General features: G+C 66.3%; 24 protein-coding genes. 10 read left to right on the top strand and 14 right to left on the bottom strand.

Annotated elements, in window-relative coordinates; translation table 11 throughout:
• Positions 1 to 140: 140 nt before the first annotated feature.
• From argC to DYQ94_RS11600, 7 genes are all read right to left on the bottom strand, one after another.
• The gene (argC, locus tag DYQ94_RS11630) at positions 141 to 1,091 is read right to left on the bottom strand and encodes an N-acetyl-gamma-glutamyl-phosphate reductase (protein ID WP_046343008.1); all 951 of its coding nucleotides are present in this window, start codon (positions 1,089 to 1,091) and stop codon (positions 141 to 143) included.
• Positions 1,088 to 1,699, bottom strand: a complete 612-nt coding sequence (locus DYQ94_RS11625) for a GNAT family N-acetyltransferase (RefSeq protein ID WP_046343010.1) — start codon at positions 1,697 to 1,699, stop codon at positions 1,088 to 1,090. The genes argC and DYQ94_RS11625 overlap by 4 nt, the downstream gene beginning before the upstream one ends.
• Before the next feature lie 5 nt (positions 1,700 to 1,704).
• Entirely contained in the window at positions 1,705 to 3,048 is a 1,344-nt protein-coding gene (locus DYQ94_RS11620; RefSeq protein WP_024940003.1) for an acetylglutamate kinase, read from the bottom strand.
• Between the two features lie 49 nt (positions 3,049 to 3,097).
• Positions 3,098 to 4,198: an acetylornithine deacetylase gene (locus tag DYQ94_RS11615; protein ID WP_126966083.1), complete on the bottom strand. Its 1,101-nt coding sequence runs from the start codon at positions 4,196 to 4,198 to the stop codon at positions 3,098 to 3,100.
• 323 nt (positions 4,199 to 4,521) lie between these two features.
• On the bottom strand, positions 4,522 to 5,766 hold the full coding sequence (locus tag DYQ94_RS11610; protein WP_126966082.1) for an argininosuccinate synthase: 1,245 nt from the start codon (positions 5,764 to 5,766) through the stop codon (positions 4,522 to 4,524).
• A 71-nt stretch (positions 5,767 to 5,837) separates the two neighbouring features.
• Entirely contained in the window at positions 5,838 to 6,863 is a 1,026-nt protein-coding gene (locus tag DYQ94_RS11605; protein WP_104569960.1) for an N-acetylornithine carbamoyltransferase, read from the bottom strand.
• A gap of 312 nt (positions 6,864 to 7,175) precedes the next feature.
• Complete coding sequence (locus tag DYQ94_RS11600; RefSeq protein WP_024940007.1) at positions 7,176 to 7,673, bottom strand: glycine zipper 2TM domain-containing protein; 498 nt, start codon at positions 7,671 to 7,673, stop codon at positions 7,176 to 7,178.
• A gap of 186 nt (positions 7,674 to 7,859) precedes the next feature.
• On the opposite strand from DYQ94_RS11600, the gene cysS reads away from it, so the two are divergent.
• From cysS to DYQ94_RS11585, 3 genes are all read left to right on the top strand, one after another.
• A complete protein-coding gene (gene cysS, locus DYQ94_RS11595) occupies positions 7,860 to 9,284 on the top strand; it encodes a cysteine--tRNA ligase (RefSeq protein WP_160954543.1) in 1,425 nt (474 codons plus the stop codon).
• A 289-nt stretch (positions 9,285 to 9,573) separates the two neighbouring features.
• Positions 9,574 to 10,011, top strand: coding sequence for a SufE family protein (locus tag DYQ94_RS11590; RefSeq protein WP_016903219.1), 438 nt, complete (start codon positions 9,574 to 9,576; stop codon positions 10,009 to 10,011).
• Positions 10,008 to 11,258 carry an MFS transporter gene (locus DYQ94_RS11585; RefSeq protein ID WP_039521872.1) on the top strand — a complete coding sequence of 417 codons (1,251 nt, stop codon included), beginning with the start codon at positions 10,008 to 10,010 and terminating at the stop codon, positions 11,256 to 11,258. The genes DYQ94_RS11590 and DYQ94_RS11585 overlap by 4 nt, the downstream gene beginning before the upstream one ends.
• A 198-nt stretch (positions 11,259 to 11,456) precedes the next feature.
• On the opposite strand, the gene dksA is transcribed toward DYQ94_RS11585, so the two are convergent.
• Positions 11,457 to 12,500, bottom strand: coding sequence for an RNA polymerase-binding protein DksA (gene dksA / locus DYQ94_RS11580; protein ID WP_080689536.1), 1,044 nt, complete (start codon positions 12,498 to 12,500; stop codon positions 11,457 to 11,459).
• Between the two features lie 90 nt (positions 12,501 to 12,590).
• On the opposite strand from dksA, the gene yidD reads away from it, so the two are divergent.
• The 6 genes from yidD to eutC all read left to right on the top strand — a co-directional run bounded on the left by yidD (position 12,591) and on the right by eutC (position 18,889).
• On the top strand, positions 12,591 to 12,878 hold the full coding sequence (gene yidD, locus DYQ94_RS11575; RefSeq protein ID WP_046343020.1) for a membrane protein insertion efficiency factor YidD: 288 nt from the start codon (positions 12,591 to 12,593) through the stop codon (positions 12,876 to 12,878).
• Positions 12,875 to 14,224: a dihydroorotase gene (locus tag DYQ94_RS11570; protein ID WP_160954544.1), complete on the top strand. Its 1,350-nt coding sequence runs from the start codon at positions 12,875 to 12,877 to the stop codon at positions 14,222 to 14,224. Before yidD ends, DYQ94_RS11570 begins: the two co-directional genes overlap by 4 nt.
• Positions 14,224 to 15,063: a M23 family metallopeptidase gene (locus tag DYQ94_RS11565; protein WP_160954545.1), complete on the top strand. Its 840-nt coding sequence runs from the start codon at positions 14,224 to 14,226 to the stop codon at positions 15,061 to 15,063. The genes DYQ94_RS11570 and DYQ94_RS11565 overlap by 1 nt, the downstream gene beginning before the upstream one ends.
• 207 nt (positions 15,064 to 15,270) lie before the next feature.
• The gene (gene eat, locus DYQ94_RS11560; protein WP_024940405.1) at positions 15,271 to 16,635 is read left to right on the top strand and encodes an ethanolamine permease; all 1,365 of its coding nucleotides are present in this window, start codon (positions 15,271 to 15,273) and stop codon (positions 16,633 to 16,635) included.
• Positions 16,632 to 18,041, top strand: a complete 1,410-nt coding sequence (locus DYQ94_RS11555; protein ID WP_039521883.1) for an ethanolamine ammonia-lyase subunit EutB — start codon at positions 16,632 to 16,634, stop codon at positions 18,039 to 18,041. The genes eat and DYQ94_RS11555 overlap by 4 nt, the downstream gene beginning before the upstream one ends.
• A complete protein-coding gene (eutC, locus tag DYQ94_RS11550) occupies positions 18,038 to 18,889 on the top strand; it encodes an ethanolamine ammonia-lyase subunit EutC (RefSeq protein ID WP_160954546.1) in 852 nt (283 codons plus the stop codon). The genes DYQ94_RS11555 and eutC overlap by 4 nt, the downstream gene beginning before the upstream one ends.
• Positions 18,890 to 18,898: 9 nt before the next feature.
• On the opposite strand, the gene DYQ94_RS11545 is transcribed toward eutC, so the two are convergent.
• Positions 18,899 to 19,189 carry a hypothetical protein gene (locus DYQ94_RS11545; RefSeq protein ID WP_104589885.1) on the bottom strand — a complete coding sequence of 97 codons (291 nt, stop codon included), beginning with the start codon at positions 19,187 to 19,189 and terminating at the stop codon, positions 18,899 to 18,901.
• 177 nt (positions 19,190 to 19,366) lie between these two features.
• Entirely contained in the window at positions 19,367 to 19,855 is a 489-nt protein-coding gene (locus DYQ94_RS11540) for a pyridoxamine 5'-phosphate oxidase family protein (RefSeq protein ID WP_024940409.1), read from the bottom strand.
• 456 nt (positions 19,856 to 20,311) lie between these two features.
• On the opposite strand from DYQ94_RS11540, the gene DYQ94_RS11535 reads away from it, so the two are divergent.
• Positions 20,312 to 21,451: a putative acyl-CoA thioester hydrolase gene (locus DYQ94_RS11535; RefSeq protein WP_425519424.1), complete on the top strand. Its 1,140-nt coding sequence runs from the start codon at positions 20,312 to 20,314 to the stop codon at positions 21,449 to 21,451.
• A gap of 174 nt (positions 21,452 to 21,625) precedes the next feature.
• On the opposite strand, the gene DYQ94_RS11530 is transcribed toward DYQ94_RS11535, so the two are convergent.
• The 4 genes from DYQ94_RS11530 to DYQ94_RS11515 are packed head-to-tail and all read right to left on the bottom strand — an operon-like array spanning position 21,626 to position 25,211.
• Positions 21,626 to 22,315, bottom strand: coding sequence for a squalene/phytoene synthase family protein (locus DYQ94_RS11530; RefSeq protein ID WP_160954548.1), 690 nt, complete (start codon positions 22,313 to 22,315; stop codon positions 21,626 to 21,628).
• Positions 22,316 to 22,343: 28 nt separating this feature from the next.
• Complete coding sequence (locus tag DYQ94_RS11525; RefSeq protein ID WP_425519420.1) at positions 22,344 to 23,069, bottom strand: phosphoglycolate phosphatase; 726 nt, start codon at positions 23,067 to 23,069, stop codon at positions 22,344 to 22,346.
• Between the two features lie 55 nt (positions 23,070 to 23,124).
• Positions 23,125 to 23,844: a bifunctional 2-polyprenyl-6-hydroxyphenol methylase/3-demethylubiquinol 3-O-methyltransferase UbiG gene (gene ubiG, locus DYQ94_RS11520; protein WP_024940414.1), complete on the bottom strand. Its 720-nt coding sequence runs from the start codon at positions 23,842 to 23,844 to the stop codon at positions 23,125 to 23,127.
• Between the two features lie 29 nt (positions 23,845 to 23,873).
• The gene (locus tag DYQ94_RS11515; RefSeq protein ID WP_024940415.1) at positions 23,874 to 25,211 is read right to left on the bottom strand and encodes a TRZ/ATZ family hydrolase; all 1,338 of its coding nucleotides are present in this window, start codon (positions 25,209 to 25,211) and stop codon (positions 23,874 to 23,876) included.
• Between the last annotated feature and the right edge of the window lie 7 nt (positions 25,212 to 25,218).

Here is a 25,218-nt window from a genome sequence, read left to right as displayed (position 1 = left end):
CCCGCACACGGAGGTGCGGGCTGTTGCGAGGGACTCGCATCTTTAAATCCCCGCACACGGAGGTGCGGGCTGTCGCGAGGGACTCGCATCTTTAAATCCCCGCACAAGGATGTGTGGGCTCTTGCGAGGGACTCGCATCATCAGCCAATCGCAGTCAATTCGTCCCAGCCCAACGCCAGGTTGAGATTCTGCATCGCCTGCGTCGCCGCGCCCTTGAGCAGGTTGTCCAGCGTTGCCACCACCACCACGCGCTTGTTGCCCGGCGCCAGCGTCACGCCGCCGATCTGTACGCCATGCCTGCCGGCGATGCGGCTGACCCACGGCGCTTCATCGACGATCTCGATCAACGGCTCGTCGGCGTAACGCTGCGTGTAGCGCGCCTGGACCTGCTCGCGCGTCAGCGCTTGCTGCAGCCACAGGTTGACGGTCATGGTGATGCCACGGAAATGTGGCGCCACATGCGGCATGAACTCTACCGGCACGCCGAGCTGCGCAGAGACTTCGCGCTCGTGCATGTGGTTGGTCAGCGCATACGGCATCAGGTTATCGGCCAGCAACTCGGGGTTGTTCTTGTCCGACGGCGTGGTGCCCGCGCCGGAATACCCGGACACGCCGAAACACTGCGGCGGGCCGGCCAGTTGGTCGAGCAAGGGCGCGATCGTCAGCTGCATCGCGGTGGCATAGCAGCCCGGATTGCTGATGCGTCGCTGCCCGGCGTAGCTGCCGCGCGTCAGCTCCGGCAGCCCGTAATACCAGGCCGGATCGAAGCGGTAATCGGCCGACAGATCGATCAGCAGCGTCTGCGGCCTGGCCGAGTCGATCGCCGCGACGAAGGGCTCGGCCTTGCCGTTGGGCAATGCCAGGATCACCACGTCGGCGGCCTTGGCGGCCACCGCATCGGCATCCAGGCTCTCGTAGCGCAGCTCGCCGCGATACGCCGCGTTGTGCTCGGCCACCGGTTGCCCGGCCAGCTCGCGCGAGGACACGAACAGCAGCTGCAGATGCGGGTGTGCCACCACCAGCTTGATCAATTCCGATCCGGTATGCCCGCGGGCCCCGACGATGCCGATGGTCGTTGTTTGAACAGTCATGCGTTTGCTTCCAGGCGGAACTGCAGGTGGCGTTTGACCCCAGCCCATTCCGTATCGATGATGGAGAACACCACGGTGTCGCGCGGCGTGCCGTCAGGGTGACGGGTGTAATTGCGCAGCACGCCGTCCTGCTTTGCACCGAGCCGCGCAATCGCCGCGCGCGAGGTGTGATTGAACCAACTGGTCTCGAACACCACGCTCAGGCAGCCCAGCGTCTCGAAGGCGTGCTGCAGCAGCATCCGCTTGGTGTCGGTATTGACGCCGCTGCGCTGCACGCGCGGCGCGTACCAGGTGTAGCCGATCGACAGCTTGGGCACTGTCGCATCCAGCCCGTAATAGCGTGTGCAGCCGACGACCTCGCCGGCCGCATCGCATACCACGTAAGGCAGCACCCGCCCGTCGGCTTGCGCATCCAAGGCCGCGCCCACGTAGTCGTCCACCTGCGCCGGTGCCGGCACGCCGGTGTACCACAGCCGCGACAAGGCCCCATCGCCCAGCGCAGCGCGCAAACCATCGGCGTGCGCAGCCCGCAATGGTTCCAGTGTTGCGTGTTGCCCGCGTAGCGTGGGCAGCTCGCGCCAAAGCGCTGGCAATGCGACGGGCGCCATCGTACTCAGCCCAGCAGCGTCGGCTGACGCGTCGCGCAATGCGCCACGCAGTGCTGGATCTGCTCGAAGTTCTCCAGCCCGTACCAGAACACCTTCCACTTCTCCTGCTTGATGCAGCCGTCGGACTCGGCGTAGTAGAAGATGTTGACCTGGTTGTTGTGACGCGAACGCCAGAACAGTTGCGGGGTTTCCTCGCGCATCACGTTCCACACTGCACGGCCCAGGCCTTCGCCCTGGGCGTCGTCGAGCACGGCGAACTTGTCCAGGTAGATCAGCGCGCTTGCACCCAGCATGCCTTCGTCGGTGAGGATCACCGCGGCGCGGTAGTTCTCGCTGACATAGGCGCGCAGCAACCTGGTGTTGCTGAAGTAATCGGGCACCAGCGTACGGCCGAAACTGGATTCGATCAGCGTCCTGAGCCGCGGCAGGTCCAGTTCGTCCCAGGAGGTCGCGCGCAGCACGCGCTCGCCGCGCCGCACCAGCGTGCCCGAGCCCTTGTGGGTGAACAGTTCCTTGGCCAGATCGGCCGGCCGGGTGATCGACACCGACGACTCCAGCGGCAGGCGATCGAGCAGATCCTTGATCTGTTCGATCTTCACCCGCATGCCACCGTTGATCCACGGCTGCTGCATCAGATGGTCGAACTCGGTGGACAGGTTGATCGAGTCGATCACCTTGCCATCGGCATCCAGCAGACCGCCGGTGCCGGTGAGGAAGATGATCTTGTACGGCTGCAGCTCTTGCACCAGTTCGTTGGCGGCAAAATCCGCGTTGACGTTGAGGATCTGCCCGCTCGGCGTCTCGCCTAGGCTGGTGATCACCGGAATCGAGCCGGCCTGCAGGCTGGCTTCGATCGGCGCCAGGTTGACCGCCTTGACCTCACCGACCAGGCCGTAGGTGTCGCGGTCCAGATACTGCGCTTCGAATACGCCGCCGGTGATCGAGGTCGCACGCGCGCCGTTCTGCTGCAGCGCCTCGACCAGCTTGAGGTTGGAGGCCTGGAACACCTTGCGCACGATCGCCAGCGCTTCCGGCGAGGTCACCCGCAAGCCGTTGACGGTGCGCTTCTCGATACCGGCCGCCGACAGTTCGGCATCCAGCTGCGGGCCGGCGCCATGCAGCACGATCGGGGTCAGCCCCACTTCCTGCAGGAACGACAGCGACGAGGTCAGCGCGTCCAGGTCGTCGCGCAGCACCGCGCCGCCCACCTTGACCACCGCAAAGCGTTTGGCATCCAGCTGCGAGAAACGCTTGAGGTACTGGCTGATTTCCTTGGCGCTGGCCATGCTCGAAAGCAGGCGCACGATGGTCTGGCGGGTCTGTTTGTGGGGCTGTGCGGAGAGGGACATTGCCGTGATCGAAGAGAGGGATGGCCGCGCCTGGGCGCGGAACGCGGCTTCAGTTTGAGCCGTTGATGATGCGATGTACCGACTCGGCGTAACGCTGCAGCTGCGCAAGCGTCACGAACTCGTCGGCGGTGTGCGCCTGGGCGATATCGCCGGGGCCATAGACCAGGGCGGTGTAACCGCCGGCCGAAAACAGCGAGGCCTCGGTCCAGAAATCCACTGCATTGCCGATCGGCAGGTCCAGCGCATCGGCCACATCGCGGGCGGCCAGGCGGCGTTCCTCGGCCCGTGCGATGTCGCCGGACGGCAGGCTGGGGCCGCGGAAGGTTTCTTCGAAATACGCCGCGTGTGGATCGGCAAATCCGGCAAACGTCGCCAGCAAACCGTCCACGTCCATCGACGGCAGCGGACGAAAGCCGAAACGCAGCTCGGCCGCCGGCGCGATCATGTTGGCCTTGATGCCGCCCTCGACCCGACCGATGTTGAAGCGCAGGCCGGTCAGGCCGCCGAAACGCGCATGCGCCAGCGACTCGACATGGTCCAGCGCCCTGCCGCCCCAGCGCATCGCCTGATGCAACGCACTGGCGGATGGATCCTGCTTGCCCGAGGCATGCCCGGCACGCCCGGCAAACTGCATCAGCACCGAGCTGATGCCGCGATGCGCCAGCACCGCCTCGCTCATGGTCGGCTCGGCGACCAGCACCGCCTCATACGGCACACCGCGCGCCAGGAACGCGGCGATGCAGCGCGGGTCGTTGGCTTCCTCGTCGGAGGAAAACAGGAAGGCCGCATCGCCCTGCCCGGCATTGGCTGCCGCCACCAGCGCCGCTGCCGCACCCTTGATGTCGCAGACGCCCAGGCCGATCACGCGATCGTCGGTACGCCGCATCACGTGCGGATCGGCGCTCCAGTGCGGCGAATCCGGCACCGTGTCCAGATGCACGTTGAACAGGTAGCTGGGCGTGCCGCGCACCGCATACAGGCTGACCGCACCGGCACCGTGGTCGATCACCTCGACCTGGAAACCGGGCAGCTGCGCGCGCAGATAATCGAAGATGCCGCCCTCGGCAGCGATCGCCCGCGGCGGATTGCGGGTGTCGAAGGACACCAGCTGTTCCAGGTGTTCGAGGGTGGAGGCAAGTAGATCGGTCATGTCGGTTTGATCAATGGTCCGAAGTGGCGGCTAACAGAAGTCACAACTGCACCGTGGTGCGAGGTTGCGCAAACAACACCTACAGCGCATCCAGGCCACCCTTCTCCCACCGGGAGAAGGTGCCCCGAAGGGGCGGATGAGGGGACGGGCGAAGCCGAGTGCACCGCACCCTGCGGGAGCTTCGCTCGCACCCTCACCTCACCCCCGCTGCGCGCCCCGGCCCGCGCTTGCGGCGCGGGCGCTCCAAGGCACGCGCGCCAGTGGCGCGTACGCCGTGCCTCTCGCCCCGGGGGAGAGGGGCTTTGCATACGTGCCCTGAAACTTCAGCGATTCACCTGGGCATACAGCGTCGAGCTCATCCCGAACAGCTTGATGAAGCCTTCCGCTTCCTCCACGCCCCAGTCGGCCGACTGCGCATAGGTCGCGCCCTTGGTGTTGAGCAGGTGCGGCGAACGCACCGCCACCGCATCGACGCGGCCGCCGCGGGTTTCCAGCGTGACCTCGCCATTGACCTTGGCCTGCGACGACTTCAGGAATGCCTCGATGTCGGTCTTGAGCGGGTCGTGATAGAAGCCCTCGTACACCAGCTCCACCCACTTGCGCGCCACATCCGGCTTGAAGCGATTCTGCTGCTTGGTCAGCACCGCATCTTCCAGCGCGCGGTGTGCGGTCAGCAGCGAGATCAGGCCTGGCGCCTCGAACACGATGCGGCCCTTCAACCCGATCACGGTGTCGCCGGTGTAGACGCCACGGCCCACGCCGTAGGGCGCGAACAATTTGTTGAGCTGGGCCAGGATCTGCTCGCCAGGCAGCGCCTTGCCATTGAGTTCAACGGCCTCGCCTTCGACGAACTTCAGGGTGACGGTCAGCGGCTCGGCCGGCCACTCGCTGCGCGGCGCGCACCAGCCACGCGCACCCTCGCCTGGCGCTTCCCAACGGTCGATCTCGCCGCCGGACATGGTCAGCCCGAGCAGGTTCTCGTTGATGGTGTAGGCCTGCTGCTTGGCGCGCACGCCGAAGCCGCGCTCTTCCAGGTACTTCTGCTCGTAGGCGCGGGTCTGGGTGTGTTCTTTCTGGATCTCGCGGATCGGCGCCACGATCTGGTAATCACCCAGCGCCTTCACTGCCAGGTCGAAACGCACCTGGTCGTTGCCCATGCCGGTGCAACCGTGCGCGATGCTGCGCGTGCCCAGTTCCTCGGCGCGCTTGAGCGCGGCGTCGACGATCAGGTAACGGTCGGACACCAGCAACGGGTACTGGCCCTGATAGCCCTCGCCCGCCCACACGAACGGCTTGACGAAGCCCTGCCAGATGGCCGGGCCGCCATCGACGGTGACATGGCTGGCGGCACCGAGTTCGGCCGCGCGCTTTTCGATGAAATCACGCTCCTCGGCATCCACCCCGCCGGTATCGGCAAACACGGTGTGAACCGCATAGCCCTGCGCCTGCAGATACGGAATGCAGAAGCTGGTATCCAGGCCACCGGAGAACGCCAGGACGATGTCCTTTTTTGTGCCGGGATTGGAGAGTGGGGATTCGGGATTGGTGGAAGCGGTCTGCTGCGACATGGGGGTCTCTTTAGAAGTTGACTAGGTTGGGTCGGGAGCCGGGTTCGCCGTTGCGAATCCCACATCCCCAATCACGAATCCCGGCTGCCCTGGCCCACCAGGGCAGCCATGATCGCCTTCTGCACATGCAGGCGATTCTCGGCTTCATCGATGGCGATGCAGTTGGGCGAATCCATCACCGCGTCGGTGGCCTTGACGTTGCGACGCAGCGGCAGGCAGTGCGAGAACACGCCGTTGTTGGTCAGCGCCATCTTGCGTTCGTCGACGATGAAGTGCTGGTACTGGTCGCGGATCGGCTTTTCCGGCTCCCAGTTGCCGAAGAACGGCAACGCGCCCCAGCTCTTGGCATACACCACGTCGGCACCGGCGTAGGCACTGTCGATGTCGTGGCTGACCTGCAGCGAGCCGCCGCTTTCGGCCACGTTCTGCGCTGCCCAGTCCATGTAGCGCGGGTCCAGGATGTAGTCCGGCGTCGGGCACAGCAGGGTCACGTCCATGCCCATGCGGGTGGCGATCGTCAGCGCGGAATTGGCCACCGCGGTGTTCAACGGCTTGGGATGATAGGTCCAGGTCAGCACGTACTTCTTGCCGCGCAGATCCTGGGTGCCGAAATGTTCCTGCAACGCCATCGCGTGCGCCAGCTCCTGGCACGGGTGGGTGATGGTCTCCATGTTGATCACCGGTACCGGCGAATACTTGGCGAAGCTCCTGAGCACCTGGTCCTCGCGGTCCTTGGACCAGTCGACGAACTTCGGGAACGCGCGCACGCCGATCAGGTCGACATAACGGCCCAGCACCCGCGCCACTTCGGCGATGTGCTCCTCGGTGTCGCCATCCATCACCGTGCCCAGATTGAACTCGATCGGCCAGGCGTCCTTGCCCGGCTGCAGCACCACCGCATGCCCGCCCAGCTGGAACGCGCCCAGCTCGAAGCTGGTGCGGGTGCGCATGGACGGGTTGAAGAACACCAGCGCGATCGACTTGCCCTTCAGCTCGCTTCCCAGCTTGTTGCGTTTGAACAACGCGGCCTGGGTCAACAGCGCGTCCAGTTCGGCGCGGCTCCAGTCCTGGGTGTTCAAGAAGTGCTTCAGTGACATCGATCGATCCTTGTGCTGCGTGCTTCTGCTGCGTGGTCCGCCAGGAGCGGCGGGGTGCGCGACATGCGCGTTTCTTGCGGTTGAAACTTTTGTGACTTCAAAACGAAAAAACCCAGCCTGCGGGCTGGGTTTTCAACGGCGGAACAGCAAAACGCTCCGGTTACCCAGCGAAAATGTGGGATTCCGGTCGGCGGGCACGCGAGGTCATGCCGGAGGCCATTCGGGCGGCGCTGGTGTCGTGCTGAAAGGCGTTTGCGTACATAGGGCGCGAATCCTCGCATGCATGCGGGCACGGCGCAACCGCCGCGCGGCTCAGCGCGGCGGCGCGACGATGGCGTCGGGGATGTAGGGGGTGACCGACACGCGGACGCGCAGCCGGTTACCCGGGTCTTCCGGCAGCCGCGAACGGTACTTGGTGCCCTTGTAGACGTAATCCACATCGAAGGCGATCGGCCGCCGGAACTCGCGCGGCACTTCCACCACCCGGCAGTTGCGCCGTGTGCTGGTCGGCGGCACCGCCATCGGCACGGACGCCGGCTCGGGGCGACGGGAGAACATCTCCTTGACCGAATCCACCATCCGGTTGATACGGCCTTCGTCCTCGACCGGTGCCGCTGCTACCGGCGCAACCTGCTCGGCCTCGCACTGTTCCTCCATGCGGGTGGCACGCAGGGTCTGATAGACCGGCTCGACATTGAGCACCTGCGCGTAATCCAGCTTCACGTTCTCGATCACCACCACCCGGTTCTTGGGATCGGTTTCCGCCGCGTGCGCTGACGATGCCTGCCAGGCGAACACACAGAGCAGCAGGAAGAACGGGGAAGGTCGCATCAGTACCAGGAGGGCGCAGCCAGGCAATACGTAAGTGTATGGAGCTTGCGATCCCTTGGGCTGAACGCAGCCCATCCGGTCACCGGCGCTGCTGCGCGCGTGCGGTTGGTTCGCCACATCGCCGCGACCGGCTAGAATCGCCCGGTTATCCTTTTTCAGATGCCGATGAGCCTGCGCCTGCACAACAACCTGACGCGGCGGGTCGAGCCGTTCGCACCGCTCGATCCGTCCAGCCCCACCCTGTATGTGTGCGGCCCCACCGTCTACAACTACGCGCATATCGGCAACGCCCGCGGCCCGGTCGTGTTCGATGTGCTGGCCGCCCTGCTGCGCCGGCGCTACGGCGCGCTGCGCTACGCGCGCAACATCACCGACGTGGACGACAAGATCAACGCCGCCGCGCAGGCGCAGGGTGTGCCGATCTCGACCATCACCGACCGCTTCGCCGCGATCTACCGCCAGGACATGGCCGCGCTCGGCGTGCAGCCGCCGGACATCGAACCGGAAGCGACCGCGCATATCCCGCAGATCGTGGCGATGATCGAGCAGCTGATTGCCAACGGGCATGCCTATGCCGCCGAAGGCCATGTGCTGTTCGCGGTGGCCAGCTTTGCGCACTACGGCAAGCTCTCGCGCCGCGACCCGGACGAGATGCTGGCCGGCGCGCGCGTGGACGTGGCGCCGTACAAGCGCGACCCCGGCGACTTCGTGCTGTGGAAGCCCTCCAGCGACGAGCTGCCCGGCTGGGACTCGCCCTGGGGCCGCGGCCGCCCGGGTTGGCATATCGAATGCTCGGCGATGGCTGCCGCGCACCTGGGCCCGACCATCGACATCCATGCCGGCGGCGTGGACCTGCAATTCCCGCATCACGAGAACGAGATCGCGCAGAGCGAATGCGCGCATGGCGGGGCGACCTTTGCGCGGTTCTGGCTGCACAACGGCATGCTCAATTTCAGCGGCGCCAAGATGAGCAAGTCGCTGGGCAACATCGAGACCGTGCACGACCTGATCGCCCGCCACCCGCCCGAGGCGCTGCGCTACGCACTGCTGAGCGCGCATTACCGGCAGCCGCTGGACTGGTCCGATGGCCTGATCGACCAGGCCAAGAACACGCTGGACCGGCTGTACGGCACCTTGCGCGACCTGGCCGCGGCCGAACACGCTGCCGGGATCGCCCCCGCGCAGCCGGCCACGATTCCCGACGAGGTGGAAGCCGCGCTCGACGACGACCTCAACACCCCGCTTGCATTGTCGGTCATCGCCAGCATTGCCTCCGAGGCCCGCGCGCTGCGCACCCAACTCGCACAGGGCAGCGACGCATCGGCAGGTGTTGCCGCGCTGTCCGGGCTGAAGTCGCGGCTGCTCGGCGCAGGCCTGGCGCTGGGCTTGCTGCAGCAGGACCCGGCCGCCTGGTTCTCGCGCGGCACCGACGCCGGCGACGATGCGCGCATCACGGCGCTGGTCGAGGAACGCAATGCCGCCAAGAAAGCCAGGGACTTCGCCCGCGCCGACGCCATCCGCACGCAGCTGGCCGACGAAGGCATCGTGCTGGAAGACACCCCGCAAGGCGTGCGCTGGAAGCGCGCATGACGCTCCTCCCTTCTCCCTTCGGGGGAAGGTGCCCCGCAGGGGCGGATCAGGGTGCGAGCGCAGCCACATGCACCTTCCTTGCGGTAAGGGCGAAGCCACCCGCATCGAATTCCAGCGAGGCTTCGCCCGTACCCTCCCCGCTCCGCGCCCCGGCCCGCGCTGGCGGCGCGGGCGCTCCAAGGCACGCGCGCCAATGGCGCGCAAACCGCGCCTTCTCGCCCCGGCGGGTGAGGGGCGCCATTGCGGTGTCGCCGGGCAGCGCTACCACCGACCGAATCTGGATTTTTTGATGACCACCACCCCCTTCCCGCTTGAACCCACCGCCGTCGACGCACAGGCCGCCATTGCCGAGGAGTTCTCCTTCTTCGGCGACTGGTCCGAGCGCTACCAGTACCTGATCGACCTGGGCCGCAAGCTGCCCAGCTTCCCCGAACAGTGGAAGACCGAAGAACACCGCCTGCATGGCTGCCAGTCGATGGTGTGGATCGTGCCCGAGGGCAATGCCGAGCGGCTGGACTTCCACGCCGTCAGCGACTCAGCGATCGTCTCCGGGCTGATCTATCTGGCCTTGCGCGTGTACTCCGGGCGTAGTGCGCAGGAAATCCTGGCCACCGAGCCGGACTACATCGCCGGCATCGGGCTGGCCAAGCATCTGTCGCCGACCCGCAGCAACGGCGTGGCGGCAATGCTGGCCTTCATCCGCGACACCGCCCGCGCCCAGCAGTGAGCACGCCGACGCCCTCGCCTGCCGCTTCGCTGCGTACGCTGCTCGCCCACCCCGGCTTCGGCCTGGTGCTGCTGTATCGCGTGGCGGCGATGCTGTCGTACCAGATCGTCGCGGTCACGGTCGGCTGGCATATCTACGAGATCACCCGCAATCCGCTCTCGCTCGGGCTGATCGGCCTGGCGGAGATCCTGCCGTTCTTCTGCATCGCGCCGTTTGCCGGCTATCTGGTCGATCATCTGCCGCGCCGACGCCTCGGCATGGTCGCGGTGCTGGGCCTGGTCGCCACTGCGTTGCTGCTGTTGGCCATCACCCATGGCTGGCTGCCGGTGCAGGGCGTGTGGCCGATCTACGCGGCCATCGCGCTGACCGGTGCGGCGCGCTCGTTCCTGTCGCCGGTCTACAACGCGCTGTTCGCACGTGCGCTGCCGCGCGAGGCGTTCGCGCGCGGCGCCAGCATCGGCAGCGTCACCTTCCAGGCCGGCATGGTGATCGGCCCGGCGCTGGGCGGCGTGCTGGTCGGCTGGGGCGGCAAGGGCCTGGCCTATGGCGTGGCCGCCGGCGTGGCGCTGGTGGCGATCCTGGCGCTGGCGCTGCTGCGTGTCAGCGAGCCAGTCAACGCAGGCCCGCGTGCGCCGATCTTCCGCAGCATCGCCGAAGGTGCGCAGTTCGTGCTGTCCAACCAGATCATGCTGGGCGCGATGGCGCTGGACATGTTCTCGGTGCTGCTGGGCGGCGCGGTGTCGATGCTGCCGGCCTTCATCCACGACATCCTGCACTACGGCCCGGAAGGGCTGGGCATCCTGCGCGGCGCCCCGGCACTGGGCTCGATCGTGGTCGGCGTGTGGCTGGCGCGGCACCCGCTGCAGCGCAATGCCGGGCGCATCCTGATGCTGTCGGTGGCCGGCTTCGGGCTGTGCACCATCGCGTTCGGCCTGTCGCGGCATTTCTGGCTGTCGGCGGCGATCCTGCTGGTCTACGGCATGTGCGACGGGGTGTCGGTGGTGGTGCGCCAGACCATCCTGCAGCTGGCCACGCCCGATGCGATGCGCGGCCGGGTGTCGTCGATCAACGGCATCTTCATCGGCTCGTCCAACGAGCTGGGTGCGTTCTACGACGGCGTGATGGCACGCCTGGTCGGCCTGGTGCCGGCCGTGGTGATCGGCGGCTGCGTGACCCTGGGCGTGGTCGCCACCACCGCGTGGAAGGCGCCGAAGCTGCGCAAGCTGGATCTGCGCGACCTGCAGTGAGGTCTGCGGCAGTGAAGTCTGCGACGGTGCCCGCAGGTCTGATCGATATCACCTGATCGATGCCTGCCTGGCCGCATGACACGCGCCAGGCGTGTCGACCACTGCAACGTCCGTTGCGCTGGCACGATGCGCATAAAAAAACCCCGCACATGGCGGGGTCTTTCAGTCGACGGACAAGGCCTGGACCTGGTCGAACGATCAGTCGCCCTGCTGCTTCTGCAGGTGCTCCCAACGCTCCTGGGCGTCGATGGTGCGTTCGGCGGTCAGGCGCGCTTCCAGCCGATCCAGGCCAATTTCTTCGCCGGTGTCCACGCAGTAACCGTAGTCGCCGTCTTCCAGACGCTTGAGCGTGCTGTCGATCTTGCCGATCAGCTTGCGATGACGGTCGCGGGTGCGCAGCTCCAGCGAGTTCTCGGTCTCGCGCGTTGCACGCTCGGCTTCGTCGCCGATGTCGCGCACTTCTTCGCGCAGGTTTTCGATGGTCTGCTTGGACTCTTCGATCAGGTCGTTGCGCCAGCTCTGCAGACGCTGACGGAAGTACTCCTGCTGCAGCTTGCTCATGTACTCCTCATCGGCTGCAGGCTTGTAGCCCTGCGGCAGGATCGGACGACCGGTGGCCTCATCGGTCTTGTACTCGACCACCTTGTACTTGGTCTTGGGGGTCGGGCTGGACGGCTTGGAGGTCACGGCCACGGCCACCTTGCCGACCGGACGGGTCGCGGCGGGCTTGGCGGGGGCTTCGGTTTTGGTTGGCGTTTTTGCTGAAGATTTCGAAACGGGCACGGGATTCTTGAGTGACGGGGTCGCAGGCTTTGCCGGCTTCGCAGGGGCGGCCTTGGAGGCCGGTGCGGGCGCGGGCTTTTCAGCCTTGACCGGGACTGACTTGGCCGGAGTCGACTTGGTAGCCGGCTTCGGTACGGACTTGGGCGCCACCGGCTTGGCGGCCGGTTTGGCGGCAGCCGGAGCTGCCTTGTTCGCCGCCGGCTTGGCAGCACGCTTGGCGACAGAAGATTTTACAGGTTTGGCGGCCGCGGGTTTGGACGCTGCGGTCTTGGCGACCGGCGCCGGCTTGGCCGCGGTCTTGCTCGCAGCTGCCTTCTTGGCAACCGCTTGCTTGGCAGCCGGCTTGACCTGCTTGGCGGCCGGTTTTGCAGCGGCAGGCGCCGCTGCCTTCTTCGCAACGGGTTTGGCGGACTTCTTGGCGGCCTCTACGGCCTTTTTTGCAGGTTTTTTAGCAGCCACGAAACGCTCATCCTTGGTTCCCCCGGGGCCCGGGAAAGCGGGCCTTTATAGCTTACCCCACGGACCCCCGGCAACCACGTATTAATCCAAGTGGCATATCATTGGCAAGTGATCTCACGCCTGCTCATCGCGCTGCTGCGCTTCTACAAGCGGTTCATCAGCCCCCTGCTGGGGCCGCGCTGCCGTTTTGCGCCCAGTTGCTCGGAATACGCGATGACCGCGATCGGCCGCTTCGGCCCGCTGCGCGGTTGCTGGCTGGCCGCACGCCGGCTTGGCCGCTGCCATCCCTTTCATCCGGGCGGGTTCGATCCCGTCCCCGACGCGCCCGCGTCCTCGCCCGCTTCCCCTTCCTGTAGTTGCAAAGGACCTCATCCATGAGCCGAACCCTCATCGTCAACGCCCGCCTGGTCAATGAAGGCAAGGAATTCGACGCCGATCTGCTGATCGAAGCCGGCCGCATCGCCAAGATCGCCAGCAAGATCGCCCCAGCCGCAGGCGACACCGTGGTAGACGCGGCCGGACGCTGGGTGCTGCCGGGCATGATCGACGACCAGGTGCACTTCCGCGAGCCCGGCCTGACCCACAAGGGCGATATCGCGACCGAATCCGGCGCCGCGGTGGCCGGTGGCCTGACCAGCTTCATGGACATGCCCAACACCAATCCGCCGACCCTGGACGCGGCCGCACTGCAGGCCAAGTACGACGCGGCGGCCGGGCGCGCCTGGGCCAACTACGGCTTCTACATGGGCGCCAGCAACGACAATCTGGCCGCGATCCAGACGCTGGACCCGAAGACCGCCCCGGGCATCAAGGTGTTCATGGGCGCCTCCACCGGCAACATGCTGGTCGACAACCCCGAGACGCTGGACGCGATCTTCCGCGACGCGCCGACGCCGATCATCACCCACTGCGAAGATACCCCTACCATCGACGCGACGCTGGCGCAGTACAAGGAAAAGTACGGCGACGCGTTGACCCCGGAGATGCATCCGGACATCCGCTCACGCGAGGCCTGCCTGAAGTCCTCGCGGCTGGCGGTGTCGCTGGCGCGCAAGCACAACACCCGCCTGCACGTGCTGCATATCTCCACCGCCGACGAGCTGGCGCTGTTCGAGGCCGGCCCGCTGGTCGATGCAGAGGGCAAGCTGCGCAAGCGCATCACCGCAGAGACCTGCATCCACTTCCTGCGCTTTGACCGCAGCGATTACGCGCGGCTGGGCAACCTGATCAAGTGCAACCCCGCGATCAAGGACGCCGACGACCGCCTGGCGTTGATCCAGGCGCTGGCCGAGGACGTCATCGACGTGCTCGCCACCGACCACGCCCCGCATACCTGGGAAGAAAAGCAGAAGCCCTACGCACAGGCGCCCTCCGGCCTGCCGCTGGTGCAGTACGCGCTGGTCGCCGCGCTGGAGCTGGTGCACGAGGGCAAGCTGCCGATCACCCGCATCGTGCAGAAGTTCGCGCATGCGCCGGCGCAGCTGTTCGATGTGGAAGAGCGCGGCTTCCTGCGCGAAGGCTATTTCGCCGACCTGGTGATGATCGACAACACCCCGTTCACCGTGAAGCGCGAGCAGGTGCTGTCCAAGTGCGGCTGGTCGCCGTTCGAAGGCACCACGTTCCGTTCGCGTATCGCCGCGACCTGGGTCAACGGCCAGCAGGTGTGGGATGGCGAACAATTGATTGGCGCTGCCGCCGGTCAGCGCCTGACCTTCGACCGCTGATGCGCGCAGCCATGGTTGGCGCCTGGCTTGCGCTGGCGCCGCTCTCGCTCGCTGCCGGCAGCGTCGCTGCGCAGTCCGCCGACGCCGCGGAGGTGGTATTTCCGCAAAGCGCTTCGCAGGGCGCGCTGGTGATCGGCAAGGTGCCGGCGGGCAGCCAGGTGCAGTACGCCGGCCGCAGCTTGCGGGTCAGTGGCTATGGCAGCGTGGTGTTCGGCATCGGCCGCGACGCCAGCGGACCGTTGCAGGTGCAGATCACCCGGCCAGATGGCAGCAAACAGACCGCCAGCATCGCAGTGACGCCGCGCGACTGGCCGGTGGAGCGCGTCAACGGCGTGCCGCCCAAGACGGTCAATCCGCCTGCGGCGATCGCCGAGCGGATCAAGCGCGAGCAGGCGCAGGTCACCGCCGCGCGTGACCGCGACGATGCCCGCACCGATTTCGCCCAGGCCTTCATCTGGCCCGTGCAGGGCCGCATCAGCGGGCGCTTCGGCAACGCGCGCGTCTACAACGGCCAGCCCGGTGCCGGCCACTCGGGCATGGACATCGCCGTGCCCACCGGCACGCCGGTCAAGGCACCGGCTGCCGGCGTGGTGACCTTTGCCGCGCCGGACCTGTATCTGACCGGCGGCACCGTGTTGCTGGACCATGGCTTCGGGGTGAGTTCGAATTTTCTGCACCTGTCGCGCATCGACGTGAAGGTGGGCGACCGCGTGGAGCAAGGCCAGGTGATTGCGGCAGTCGGTGCCACCGGGCGCGCGACCGGGCCGCATCTGCATTGGGGGATGAACTGGTTCGATGTACGCATCGATCCGCTGCTGGTGCTTGAGCGCAGCAAATAGCTAGCGCGCGCGGTGTGCCGGCAGGGCCGGCGCGGCGGCATGGTGTCTGCGACCCACCCGTTGCGCTTGTGTTCGCCGCAGGGCTTTGGGGTATAACCGGGACGACCGTCGATCGTCACCGGGCATCGGTGGACGATCGGTCACTGGCCGTCGGTCCGGTACCTAGCCGCCGGACCTGCGTCATCTCCCCTCCCCCGACCGCAGGAGATGTGCGACATGCGCAACGAGCAACTCAAACCCACCCTGGGCACCTGGCAACTGTGGGGGATCGCCGTGGGTCTGGTGATTTCCGGCGAGTATTTCGGCTGGAGCTACGGCTGGGGCACCGCCGGCACGCTGGGTTTTCTGGTGACCACGCTGCTGGTCGCGGTGATGTACACCTGCTTCATCTTCAGCTTTACCGAGCTGACCACCGCCATCCCCAATGCGGGCGGGCCGTTCGCCTATAGCCTGCGCGCATTCGGGACCTACGGCGGCATGCTGGCGGGCCTGGCCACGCTGATCGAATTCGTGTTCGCGCCGCCGGCCATCGCGATGGCGATCGGCGCCTATCTCAACGTGCAGTTCCCGACCCTGGACCCGCGCATCGCCGCGATCGGCGCGTATGCGATCTTCATGGGCTTGAACATCGTCGGCGTGGCGATCGCCGCCACCTTCGAGCTGATCGTGACCTTGCTGGCGGTGATCGAGCTGCTGGTGTTCATGGGCGTCGTGGCGCCGGGCTTCAGCGTTGCGCGTTTTGCCGCCAATGGCTGGGCCGGTAACGATGTGTTCGGCCCGGCCGCCATTTCCGGCATCTTTGCCGCGATTCCGTTTGCGATCTGGTTCTTTCTGGCGATCGAGGGCGCGGCGATGGCGGCCGAAGAAGCCAAGGACCCCAAGCGCACGATTCCGCGCGCCTACATCGCCGGCATCCTCACCCTGGTGGTGCTGGCGTTGGGCGTGATGGTGTTTGCGGGCGGGGTCGGCGACTGGCGTCAGCTCTCCAACATCAACGACCCGTTGCCGCAGGCAATGAAGGCCGTGGTCGGCAACAGCTCGACCTGGCTGCATATGCTGGTGTGGATCGGCCTGTTCGGCCTGGTGGCCAGCTTCCACGGCATCATCCTGGGCTATTCGCGGCAGTTCTTCGCGTTGGCGCGTGCCGGGTTCCTGCCGCACGGGCTGGCCAGGCTGTCGCGCTTTCGCACGCCGCATCGCGCGATTCTTGCCGGCGGCGCGATCGGCATCGCAGCCATCTGCAGCGACAGCGTGGTCAAGATCCAGGGCATGTCGCTGACCGCGGCGATGATCACCATGTCGGTGTTCGGTGCGATCGTGATGTATGTGATGAGCATGCTCAGCCTGTTCAAGCTGCGCCGCGCCGAACCCGGGCTGGAGCGCAGCTTTCGTGCGCCGGGTTATCCGGTGGTGCCGGCAATCGCGCTGCTGCTGGCGCTGGTGTGTCTGGTGGCGATGGTCTGGTTCAACCCGATCGTGGCGCTGATCTTCGTGGGCCTGCTGCTGTTCGGTGCGCTGTGTTGCGTGCTGAGCTTGCGCAGCCAGGCCACGCCTGCGGCTAGTGCCAGATGAGCGGGTTCGCGTTTACCGCTGGCGGCGAGCGCTTCCAGTTTGCCGATCTCAAGACCTTGCTGGCCAAGGCCACGCCGCCGCGCTCGGGCGACCAACTGGCCGGGCTCGCCGCCGACTCCGGGCTGCAGCGGGTGGCCGCGCAGATGGCGCTGGCGGACCTGCCGCTGCGTCACTTCCTCGATGAAGCGGTGGTGCCGTACGAATCGGACGAGGTCACCCGCCTGATCGTCGACCAGCACGATGCGGCCGCATTTGCTGCGGTGGCGCATCTTACCGTCGGCGGCTTTCGTGATTGGCTGTTGAGTGCGCAGGCCGACGAAGCGGCACTGGCCGCACTGGCGCCCGGACTGACGCCGGAGATGGTGGCGGCGGTCTCGAAGTTGATGCGCGTGCAGGACCTGATCCTGGTCGCGCAGAAGACGCGGGTGGTCACGCGCTTTCGCAATACGCTGGGCTTGCGTGGCCGCCTGTCCACGCGCCTGCAGCCCAACCACCCTACCGACGATGCCACCGGCATCGCCGCCAGCGTGCTCGACGGCCTGCTATACGGCAACGGCGATGCGGTGATCGGCATCAATCCTGCCAGCGACAGCCTGGCCGCCACCACCGCCTTGCTGCGCATGCTCGATGCGGTGATCACCGGCTACCAGATCCCCACGCAGTCCTGCGTGCTGGCACACATCACTACCACCATCGACGCGATCAACCGCGGTGTGCCGGTGGACCTGGTGTTCCAGTCGATCGCCGGCACCGAAGCGGCCAATGCCAGCTTCGGCATCAATCTGGCGCTGCTGCAGGAAGGCCATGACGCCGGGGTGTCGCTGCGGCGCGGCAGTGTCGGCGACAACGTGATGTATTTCGAGACCGGCCAGGGCAGCGCGTTGTCGGCCAATGCGCACCATGGCGTCGATCAGCAGACCTGCGAGGTACGTGCCTATGCCGTGGCGCGGCAGTTCAAGCCGCTGCTGGTGAACACCGTGGTGGGCTTTATCGGCCCGGAATATCTCTACGACGGCAAGCAGATCATCCGTGCCGGGCTGGAGGATCACTTCTGCGGCAAGCTGCTGGGCGTGCCGATGGGCTGCGACATCTGCTACACCAATCATGCCGAAGCCGACCAGGACGACATGGACGTGCTGCTGACCCTGCTCGGCACCGCCGGCATCAACTTCATCATGGGCATTCCCGGCTCCGACGATGTGATGCTCAACTACCAGACCACCTCGTTCCACGATGCGCTGTATGCGCGCCAGGCGCTCGGGCTGCGCGCTGCGCCCGAGTTCGAGCACTGGCTGGAACAGCAGGGCATCCTGCGCCTGCGCGATGGCCGTTTCGAACTCGGCAGCGAGCTTCCCGCACCGTTCCGGCGTGCGCTGGAGCAATTGAACGCCGGCAGCGTGCAATGAGCAGCCCCACCACCCCTCCGCGCGATGCCTGGGCGCAGCTGCGTGAGCTCACACCGGCGCGCATTGCGCTGGGGCGCGTCGGCACCAGCCTGCCGACCGCGGCACATCTGGATTTCCAGCTTGCGCATGCGCAGGCGCGCGATGCGGTGCATCTGGCACTCGACCCACAGCCGCTGCAGGCAGCGCTGCAACAGCGCGGGCGGGACAGCATTCTGCTGCACAGCGCAGCGGTGGACCGGCACACCTATCTGCAACGTCCGGATCTGGGCCGGCGCCTGGGCGAGGATGCGGCCGCGCACCTGCGTGGCCTGACTGCGGTCCACGGCGGCGGGCACGATATCGCGGTGGTGGTCGCCGACGGACTCTCTGCATTGGCGGTGCATCGACATGCGGCGCAGATGCTGGAGCATATCGACGCGCTGGCCGCACACGAAGGCTGGTCATTGGCGCCGGTAGCGTTGATCGCGCAAGGCCGCGTCGCCATCGGCGACGAAGTCGGCGAACTGCTCAAGGCGCGCCTGGTGATCGTGTTGATCGGCGAGCGGCCAGGCCTGAGCTCGCCCGACAGCCTGGGCCTGTATCTGACTTACACCCCACGCGTCGGCCTGACCGACGCCGCGCGCAATTGCATCTCCAATATCCGCGCCGAAGGACTGAGTTACGCCGAAGCCACGCACAAGCTTGCGTACCTGCTGCGCGAATCGTTCCGGCGCAAGCTGTCCGGTGTGCAACTCAAGGACGAGGCCGAGCAACCGGCGCTGCCGTCGGCGGGCCCGTCCGATGCCGCGCCGCGGACGTTTCTGCTTCCTGATGGCGCGCCACCAGACGCTGAAGCTGGGTGCGGCTAGCCGACCTAATTAGGTAAGCGCGCCATCGTGCGGATCGCTGGCCGCATAGGTGCTGGTCGGCAACTCGTTGTCGTGCGGATGGCGCAGGGCATTGCGTACGTCTTCCGGCAGTTGCGCGACATCCAGCATCACCTTGCCGGAATGCACATCACGCACCACCGACGCAGGCAGCACGAAGTCGCCCCCGTTTTCGATATTGATGACCAGCTCGGCGCCATCCTTGCGCACCTCGCGGACGGCACCGACGCCGACTTCGCCATCGCGCAGAAACACCATCTGGCCGATTTCGATCTGTTGCATCTTGTGTCTCCTCTGTCAGGCAGCGCGTGAACGCGCAGTGCCATGAACGTTCTTGTCTGCAATCCAGGCTGACAACGCCGATCCAGCCTCACGACTGGATCGGCGCTTGCGCAAGCGACAGCAGTGAAATGAGAACGCCTACACCATCTCGAAGATCGTGCAGGCGTGCAGCAGGCCTCAGCGCAGCGGAACGTCCGCCACCTTGTCCTGGTAATCCTTTTTCGGATCGACGCCGAACAACACCTTGATACCGGCCAGCAGACTGGAACCGTTGAGCCAGATCTGCGCGTGATCGGTGTCCAGACGCAGCAGCGCCAGCTTGGGATCGTCCTTGCCGCCTTCGTACCAGGCAGCCACATGCGGGTTCCACAGGCGCTCGACCACGGCCGGATCGGTGTCTTCGCGCAACGAGCCGCTGATGCTGGCGAACAGGTCGTGCCCCTTGCTGCTGAAGGCGCCGATGACGCGGCGGCCCTGCCCCAGCATGGCAATCAGCGCATTGTCCTTGGAGGTGAAGAACCAGATCGGACCACCGCTATCGCCTTCGATCTGTGCGGTCATCGGGCGGGCATGCCCGTCTTCCACGCCATCCAGGCCAAGCATCACGGTGCGATCGGATTTCAGGGCTTTCCAGAATTTTTCCTGCAGCTCTTTGGGGTCTGCCATCTCGATGTCTCACATGCGCGTGTCTACGCGGGTGACTCAGTCTGGAAGTCTCCCCGCCCACGGCATGTGACGATGTGCACTCCTGCCTGCACATGGCGGCAACGCGATCGCCTCCGGTGAAATGGTGCACCTGCATAAATCACGCAAGCCAATGGCGCCTGTTTGCGACGCAGTCACGTTGCAGAGCGTGATGCCACCGAAGCTCTTGGACATTGCATCTGAACGCCAGACCGCCATAGCGACCACGTCAGTAAGATCGCCCCGCCGATTGCTCCGCCATCCAGGAACACCCGGACGCGGTGACCGGCATCCGCCGATCGCGTGCTGCGCCATGGTTGTGGCACATGCACGCGACGTGCGGCGGCTGAAGCGTATCCATCAATCGTCTGCGTCCCTTCCGAGAGAGCGCCACTCATGTCTGCATCGCCCTTGCGCACGACCTGTATCGCCGCCGTCCTGCTGAGCCTTGTCAGCGCCGATGCCACCGCCTTGACCGGCACGGCCAGCCGCCCACAACTCACCAGTAGCGAGGCGAGCACGTACACCATCTCCAAGGCCCTGGCCAAGGCCGGCCCGATCACCGCCCTGGTCACCGACAACTGGAATCCCACTGCAGGGGTGGCGCTGCTCAGTGCAGACTTCGCCGTGGCCGCCGATGGCTCCACGCGCTATCGCACCGTGCAGTCGGCAATCGATGCCGCTGTCGCTGCCGGCGGCAGCACCCGTCGCTACATCAGCATCAAGGCCGGCACTTACACCGAACTGGTCTGCGTGCCGACCAACGCGCCGCCGCTGACCGTGTTCGGCCTGGGCACCAACACCGCCGACACCGTCATCCGCTTCAACAACGCCAACCCCACGCCCAAGCCGGCCGGCACCGCAAGTCACCCCTGTGCCAGCAATGCAGCGGCAACCACGGTGGGCACCTCCAACAGCGCGACAGTGACCGTGCGCGCCGCCGGCTTCCAGGCGCGTCACCTGCGCGTGGACAACAACTATGTCGAAGACACTTACCAGGACAACAACCAGTCGGCAGTCGCGCTGGCGGTGCGTGGCGACCAGGCCAGCTTCGAAGACGTGCTGGTGACCGGCAATCAGGACACCTTGCTGATCAGTGCGACCAATGCCGCCAATGTGATCCGCGCCTATTTCAAGAACAGCACGATCGAAGGCGATGTCGACTTTATCTTCGGCTCGGGTGTGGGCGTGTTCGACAACGCCACCATCCGCTCGGCCGGTGCGCGCCTGGGCAGCAGCCGTGGCGGCTACATCTTTGCGCCAAGCACACGTCCGGGCAGTGCCTATGGGTTCCTGGCGATCAATAGCCGCTTCGTCGCCGGCTCCGGATCACCCGACAACCAGACCTACCTGGGGCGCGCCTGGGACGAAGGCATCAGCAGCCTGTCCGCCTACGTCAACGGCACCTCACCCAATGGCCAGGTCACGGTGCGCAATTCCAGCCTGGGCAGCCACATCCGCAAGACCGCACCGTGGAATGCCTCCACCGTCAGCCGCCCGTACTGCAGCAGCAACTGCGCCAATTCGGCCAACCGGTTCTACGAATACGGCAATAGCGGTGCCGGCAGCGCGGACTGATGGCTCGCCACGCCAGGTCGTCCTGGAGCACCACGTCGCAACGCGTTGACGTTGCCACCCCCGCCTGTCGGCAAGCCGTGTGATGCGGTACGCCGACAGGCGTTGTCGTTTCCTACGATTGCGGCACCATCGCCACGTCGTTGGTCGTGCAGTGACGGAACCAGATCCGCGCGCTCAGTCCGCGCCGCTGGCAGCACGCCAGCTATGCCACAACTGCTGCATGGGCGGTGGATAGGCGGCCTTGCCGGCAAACTCGCGCTGCAGGCGCAGGCGTGCCAGCCGCGACCATACCCGGTGCGGGCGCGCCAACGCCGGTTTGCGCGGCCAGGCGCGCAGCAATTGCGTGCGCCATGCGGCCAGCGTCATGTCGCCAGGTGCGGCGCTGTCGCCGGCCACACGCTGGCGTGCATCCAGCCATTGCAGCGCCACTGCGGTGGCATCGCCAGGCTGGGTGCGCGCAAACAGCGTGGCTTCCACGCCGACCACAGCCTCGGCGAAGGCACGCAATCTCGCCAATGCCTGCTGCAACGATTGCGGCTGCGCACGGGCGTCCTGCATCGCCGGCAAGGTGTCGGCCAACTGCGCCCATGGCGCAGGCACCGGCTCCAGCACGCGCCCCAGCGGATGGCGCGAACGCTGCTGCGACCAGTCGCGCAGCTCCTGCTGCCACCATGCCAGCTTGGCGTCGGCCGGCAACGGGTCGCCGGCGATGTTCATGATGTCTTCCCATTCCTGCAGCAGCGCAAACCAGGCCGCCGTGAGGCGTCGCTGCGGCTCGGGAATGAAGGGCTCGGCAACCGACCATTCCGGCCAGCGCGTGCGCCACTTGTCGAGAAAACTGTCGAGAGCGCTGGATTGGCTCATGGCGGGTCCAGAAGAAAACGAAAGAAGATCAGGTCTGCGGCCACGCCACGGCATCCCACAGCGTCTGCGGCTGCGAGACGAGGACGTCGGCCTGCCAGCGCGACGGCTCGTCGTCGTGCAGGCGATAGCCCCACAACACCGCCACCGACGGCATCGCCGCCGCGCGCGCGGCCAGGATGTCGCGCTCGTCGTCGCCGACGTAGACGCAGTGCGCCGGCGCAACCCCGATGCGCTCGGCCGCTGTCAGCAAGGGCAGCGGATGCGGCTTGCGCTTGGCCAGCGTATCGCCGCCGATCAGCACCGCGCAGCGCTGCTCCCATCCCAGTTGCGGCAGGATCAGCCGGGCCAGATATTCGGGCTTGTTGGTGACCACGCCCCAGACGCAACCTGCACGCTCCAGCCGCAGCAGCAGTTCTTCGACACCGTCGAACAGCTGCGACTGCGTGCCGATCAAGGCTTCGTAACGACGCAGGAATTCCGGCACCAACGTATCGCGCTCGAGCGCATCGAGGTCGGCAAACGCCACCGCCAGCATCGCGCGCGCGCCCTTGGACACCACCGGACGCAACTGCGCCAAGGCGATTGGCGCACGCCCGCGCGCATCCAGCATCGCGTTGACGGTCGCCAGCATGTCCGGCGCACTATCGAGCAAAGTACCATCCAGGTCGAACAACACCGCACGCGGAAACTTCATTGCCGCCCCGCTACTCTGCGCTTGCCTGCGGTCATCGGTAAATTGCGATTCGGCCGACATCAAACACGCACGTGCCGTTGCGAATCCCGAATCTCCACTGCCCAATCCCCGCCCGTCACGGCTTCACCGCATAAGCCAGGTAATTGACCTCGGTCCGCGACGACAGGCGCGCACGATTGCGCCACGGCTCGTACACCATGCCGCTGACATCTTCCAGCTGCAGTTCGGCACTGCGCAACCACGCCGCAAGCTCTGCCGGCTTGATGAAATCCTTGTAGTGATGCGTGCCCCTGGGCAGCAGCCGCGCGATGTATTCGGCGCCGACCACCGCCAGCGCAAACGCGGCCGGGGTGCGGTTGAGCGTGGACAAAAACAGCTTGCCGCCCGGCTTGAGCAGGCTGGCGCAGGCGCGGATGATCGCGGTCGGGTCCGGCACGTGTTCGAGCATTTCCATGCAGGTCACCGCATCGAAACTGCCCGGCTGTTCGGCGGCCAGGTCTTCCACCGACTGCACGCGATAATCCACCTGCACGCCCGATTCCAGGCTGTGCAGGCGCGCCACCTTGACCAGCTCCGGCGCCAGGTCGATCGCGGTGACCTGGGCGCCCAGACGCGCCATCGACTCGCTGAGCAGACCGCCGCCGCAGCCGACATCGAGCACGCGCGCGCCGGCCAGGCCCAGCCGCGCGGAGACATAGTCCAGACGCACCGGATTGAGCGCATGCAGCGGCTTCTGCGGGCCGTCGGCATCCCACCAGCGGTTGGCCAGCGCCGCGAACTTGTCCAGCTCGCTCTGATGGAAGTTGCTGGAATTGGATTGGGGATTCGGATTCATGCGGAGCTCCGTGATGGGGTGACGCGCGCTCAGGCGCGGACGGTGCGGATGCGCTCGCGCCACTGCCGCGCGTTGGCGACCAGGGCAGCGGTGTCCATGTCGATGAGCTCGCGCTGCACCAGTTTGGGCTTGCCGGCGATCCACACATCGGTGACCTGATGACGGCCGGCAGCGTAGATCAGTTGCGACAGCACATGATGCAGCGGTTGGGTCTCCAGTGCGGACAGATCCACGCAGACCAGATCGGCCTGCTTGCCGATTTCGATCGAGCCGATCCTGTCGCCGAAGCCCAACGCGCGCGCGCCGCCCAGCGTGGCCGCGCGCAGCGTGGTGGCCGCGTCCAGTGCGGTGGCATCGTTGGCCACTGCCTTGGCCAGGATCGCCGCCGTGCGGTTCTCGCTGAACATGTCCAGGTCGTTGTTGCTGGCGCAGCCGTCGGTGCCGATCGCCAGGTTGACGCCTGCACGTTGCAGCGCGCAGGCCGGGCAAAAGCCCGAAGCGAGCTTGAGGTTGGACTCCGGGCAATGCACCACGCTGACGCCGCGCTCGGCGCACAGGTGGATTTCCGCCTCGGTGAGCTGGGTCATGTGCACGGCGATTAGGCGGTCGTTGACCAGCCCCAGGCGGTCCAGCCGCGCCAGCGGGCGCTGCCCGTACTGCGCAACCGAATCGGCCACTTCCTGCGCGGTTTCGTGCGTGTGCAGATGCACCGGCAGATCCAACTGGTCGGCCAGCATGCGCACGCGTTCGAAGTTGGCGTCGTTGACCGTGTACGGCGCATGCGGCGCGAAGGCGGTGCTGATCAGCGGATCGTCGCGCCACTGGTCGTGCAGTTCGCCGGCCCGTGCGAAGTATTCGTCGTCCGACGATGCCCAGGCGGTGGGGAAATCGATGATCACCGCGCCGACCAGCGCACGGAACCCGTGCTGCTTGTACACGGCCGCCTGCACATCGGCGAAGAAGTAGTTCTCGTTGACGCAGGTGGTACCGCCACGCAGCATTTCGGCGATCGCCAGCGTGGTGCCGTCGGCGACGAATTCCGGCCCGATCACCGCCGCTTCCACCGGCCAGATGTGCTGCTGCAGCCATACCATCAGCGGCAGATCGTCGGCAACGCCACGCAGCAGCGTCATCGGGTTATGCGTGTGCGCATTGACCAGGCCCGGGATCAGGGCCGCCTCCGGGCGCGAGACGGTCTGCGTCGGCGCAAACCGCAGGCGCGCCTCGGCGGTCGGCAGGATCGCCACGATGACGCCGTTGTGCACCGCCACCGCGTGATCGTCGAGCACCACCGCATGCGGCTCGATCGGCACGACGTAGCCGGCTTCGATCAACAGGTCGCAGACTTCGGGAGGGGCATTGGTCATGAGCGGA

The sequence above is a fragment of the Xanthomonas sp. LMG 8993 genome (assembly GCF_009835065.2).
Lineage (GTDB): Bacteria > Pseudomonadota > Gammaproteobacteria > Xanthomonadales > Xanthomonadaceae > Xanthomonas > Xanthomonas arboricola.
Note: the sequence above shows the minus strand (reverse complement) of the source record. Positions and strands in the feature narration are given on the sequence as shown.

Bases quoted from the DNA above. Each gene is read 5' to 3' on its own strand.
- DYQ94_RS11530 (WP_160954548.1), bottom strand. From the start codon at position 22,315: ATGAGCCAATCCAGCGCTCTCGACAGTTTTCTCGACAAGTGGCGCACG.
- DYQ94_RS11615 (WP_126966083.1), bottom strand. From the start codon at position 4,198: ATGACCGATCTACTTGCCTCCACCCTCGAACACCTGGAACAGCTGGTG.
- DYQ94_RS11625 (WP_046343010.1), bottom strand. From the start codon at position 1,699: ATGGCGCCCGTCGCATTGCCAGCGCTTTGGCGCGAGCTGCCCACGCTA.
- cysS (WP_160954543.1), top strand. From the start codon at position 7,860: ATGAGCCTGCGCCTGCACAACAACCTGACGCGGCGGGTCGAGCCGTTC.
- argC (WP_046343008.1), bottom strand. From the start codon at position 1,091: ATGACTGTTCAAACAACGACCATCGGCATCGTCGGGGCCCGCGGGCAT.
- ubiG (WP_024940414.1), bottom strand. From the start codon at position 23,844: ATGAATCCGAATCCCCAATCCAATTCCAGCAACTTCCATCAGAGCGAG.
- DYQ94_RS11610 (WP_126966082.1), bottom strand. From the start codon at position 5,766: ATGTCGCAGCAGACCGCTTCCACCAATCCCGAATCCCCACTCTCCAAT.
- DYQ94_RS11545 (WP_104589885.1), bottom strand. From the start codon at position 19,189: ATGCAACAGATCGAAATCGGCCAGATGGTGTTTCTGCGCGATGGCGAA.
- eutC (WP_160954546.1), top strand. From the start codon at position 18,038: ATGAGCAGCCCCACCACCCCTCCGCGCGATGCCTGGGCGCAGCTGCGT.
- DYQ94_RS11555 (WP_039521883.1), top strand. From the start codon at position 16,632: ATGAGCGGGTTCGCGTTTACCGCTGGCGGCGAGCGCTTCCAGTTTGCC.
- DYQ94_RS11590 (WP_016903219.1), top strand. From the start codon at position 9,574: ATGACCACCACCCCCTTCCCGCTTGAACCCACCGCCGTCGACGCACAG.
- DYQ94_RS11570 (WP_160954544.1), top strand. From the start codon at position 12,875: ATGAGCCGAACCCTCATCGTCAACGCCCGCCTGGTCAATGAAGGCAAG.
- DYQ94_RS11540 (WP_024940409.1), bottom strand. From the start codon at position 19,855: ATGGCAGACCCCAAAGAGCTGCAGGAAAAATTCTGGAAAGCCCTGAAA.
- DYQ94_RS11565 (WP_160954545.1), top strand. From the start codon at position 14,224: ATGCGCGCAGCCATGGTTGGCGCCTGGCTTGCGCTGGCGCCGCTCTCG.
- DYQ94_RS11525 (WP_425519420.1), bottom strand. From the start codon at position 23,069: ATGTCGGCCGAATCGCAATTTACCGATGACCGCAGGCAAGCGCAGAGT.
- DYQ94_RS11605 (WP_104569960.1), bottom strand. From the start codon at position 6,863: ATGTCACTGAAGCACTTCTTGAACACCCAGGACTGGAGCCGCGCCGAA.
- DYQ94_RS11515 (WP_024940415.1), bottom strand. From the start codon at position 25,211: ATGACCAATGCCCCTCCCGAAGTCTGCGACCTGTTGATCGAAGCCGGC.
- DYQ94_RS11620 (WP_024940003.1), bottom strand. From the start codon at position 3,048: ATGTCCCTCTCCGCACAGCCCCACAAACAGACCCGCCAGACCATCGTG.
- eat (WP_024940405.1), top strand. From the start codon at position 15,271: ATGTGCGACATGCGCAACGAGCAACTCAAACCCACCCTGGGCACCTGG.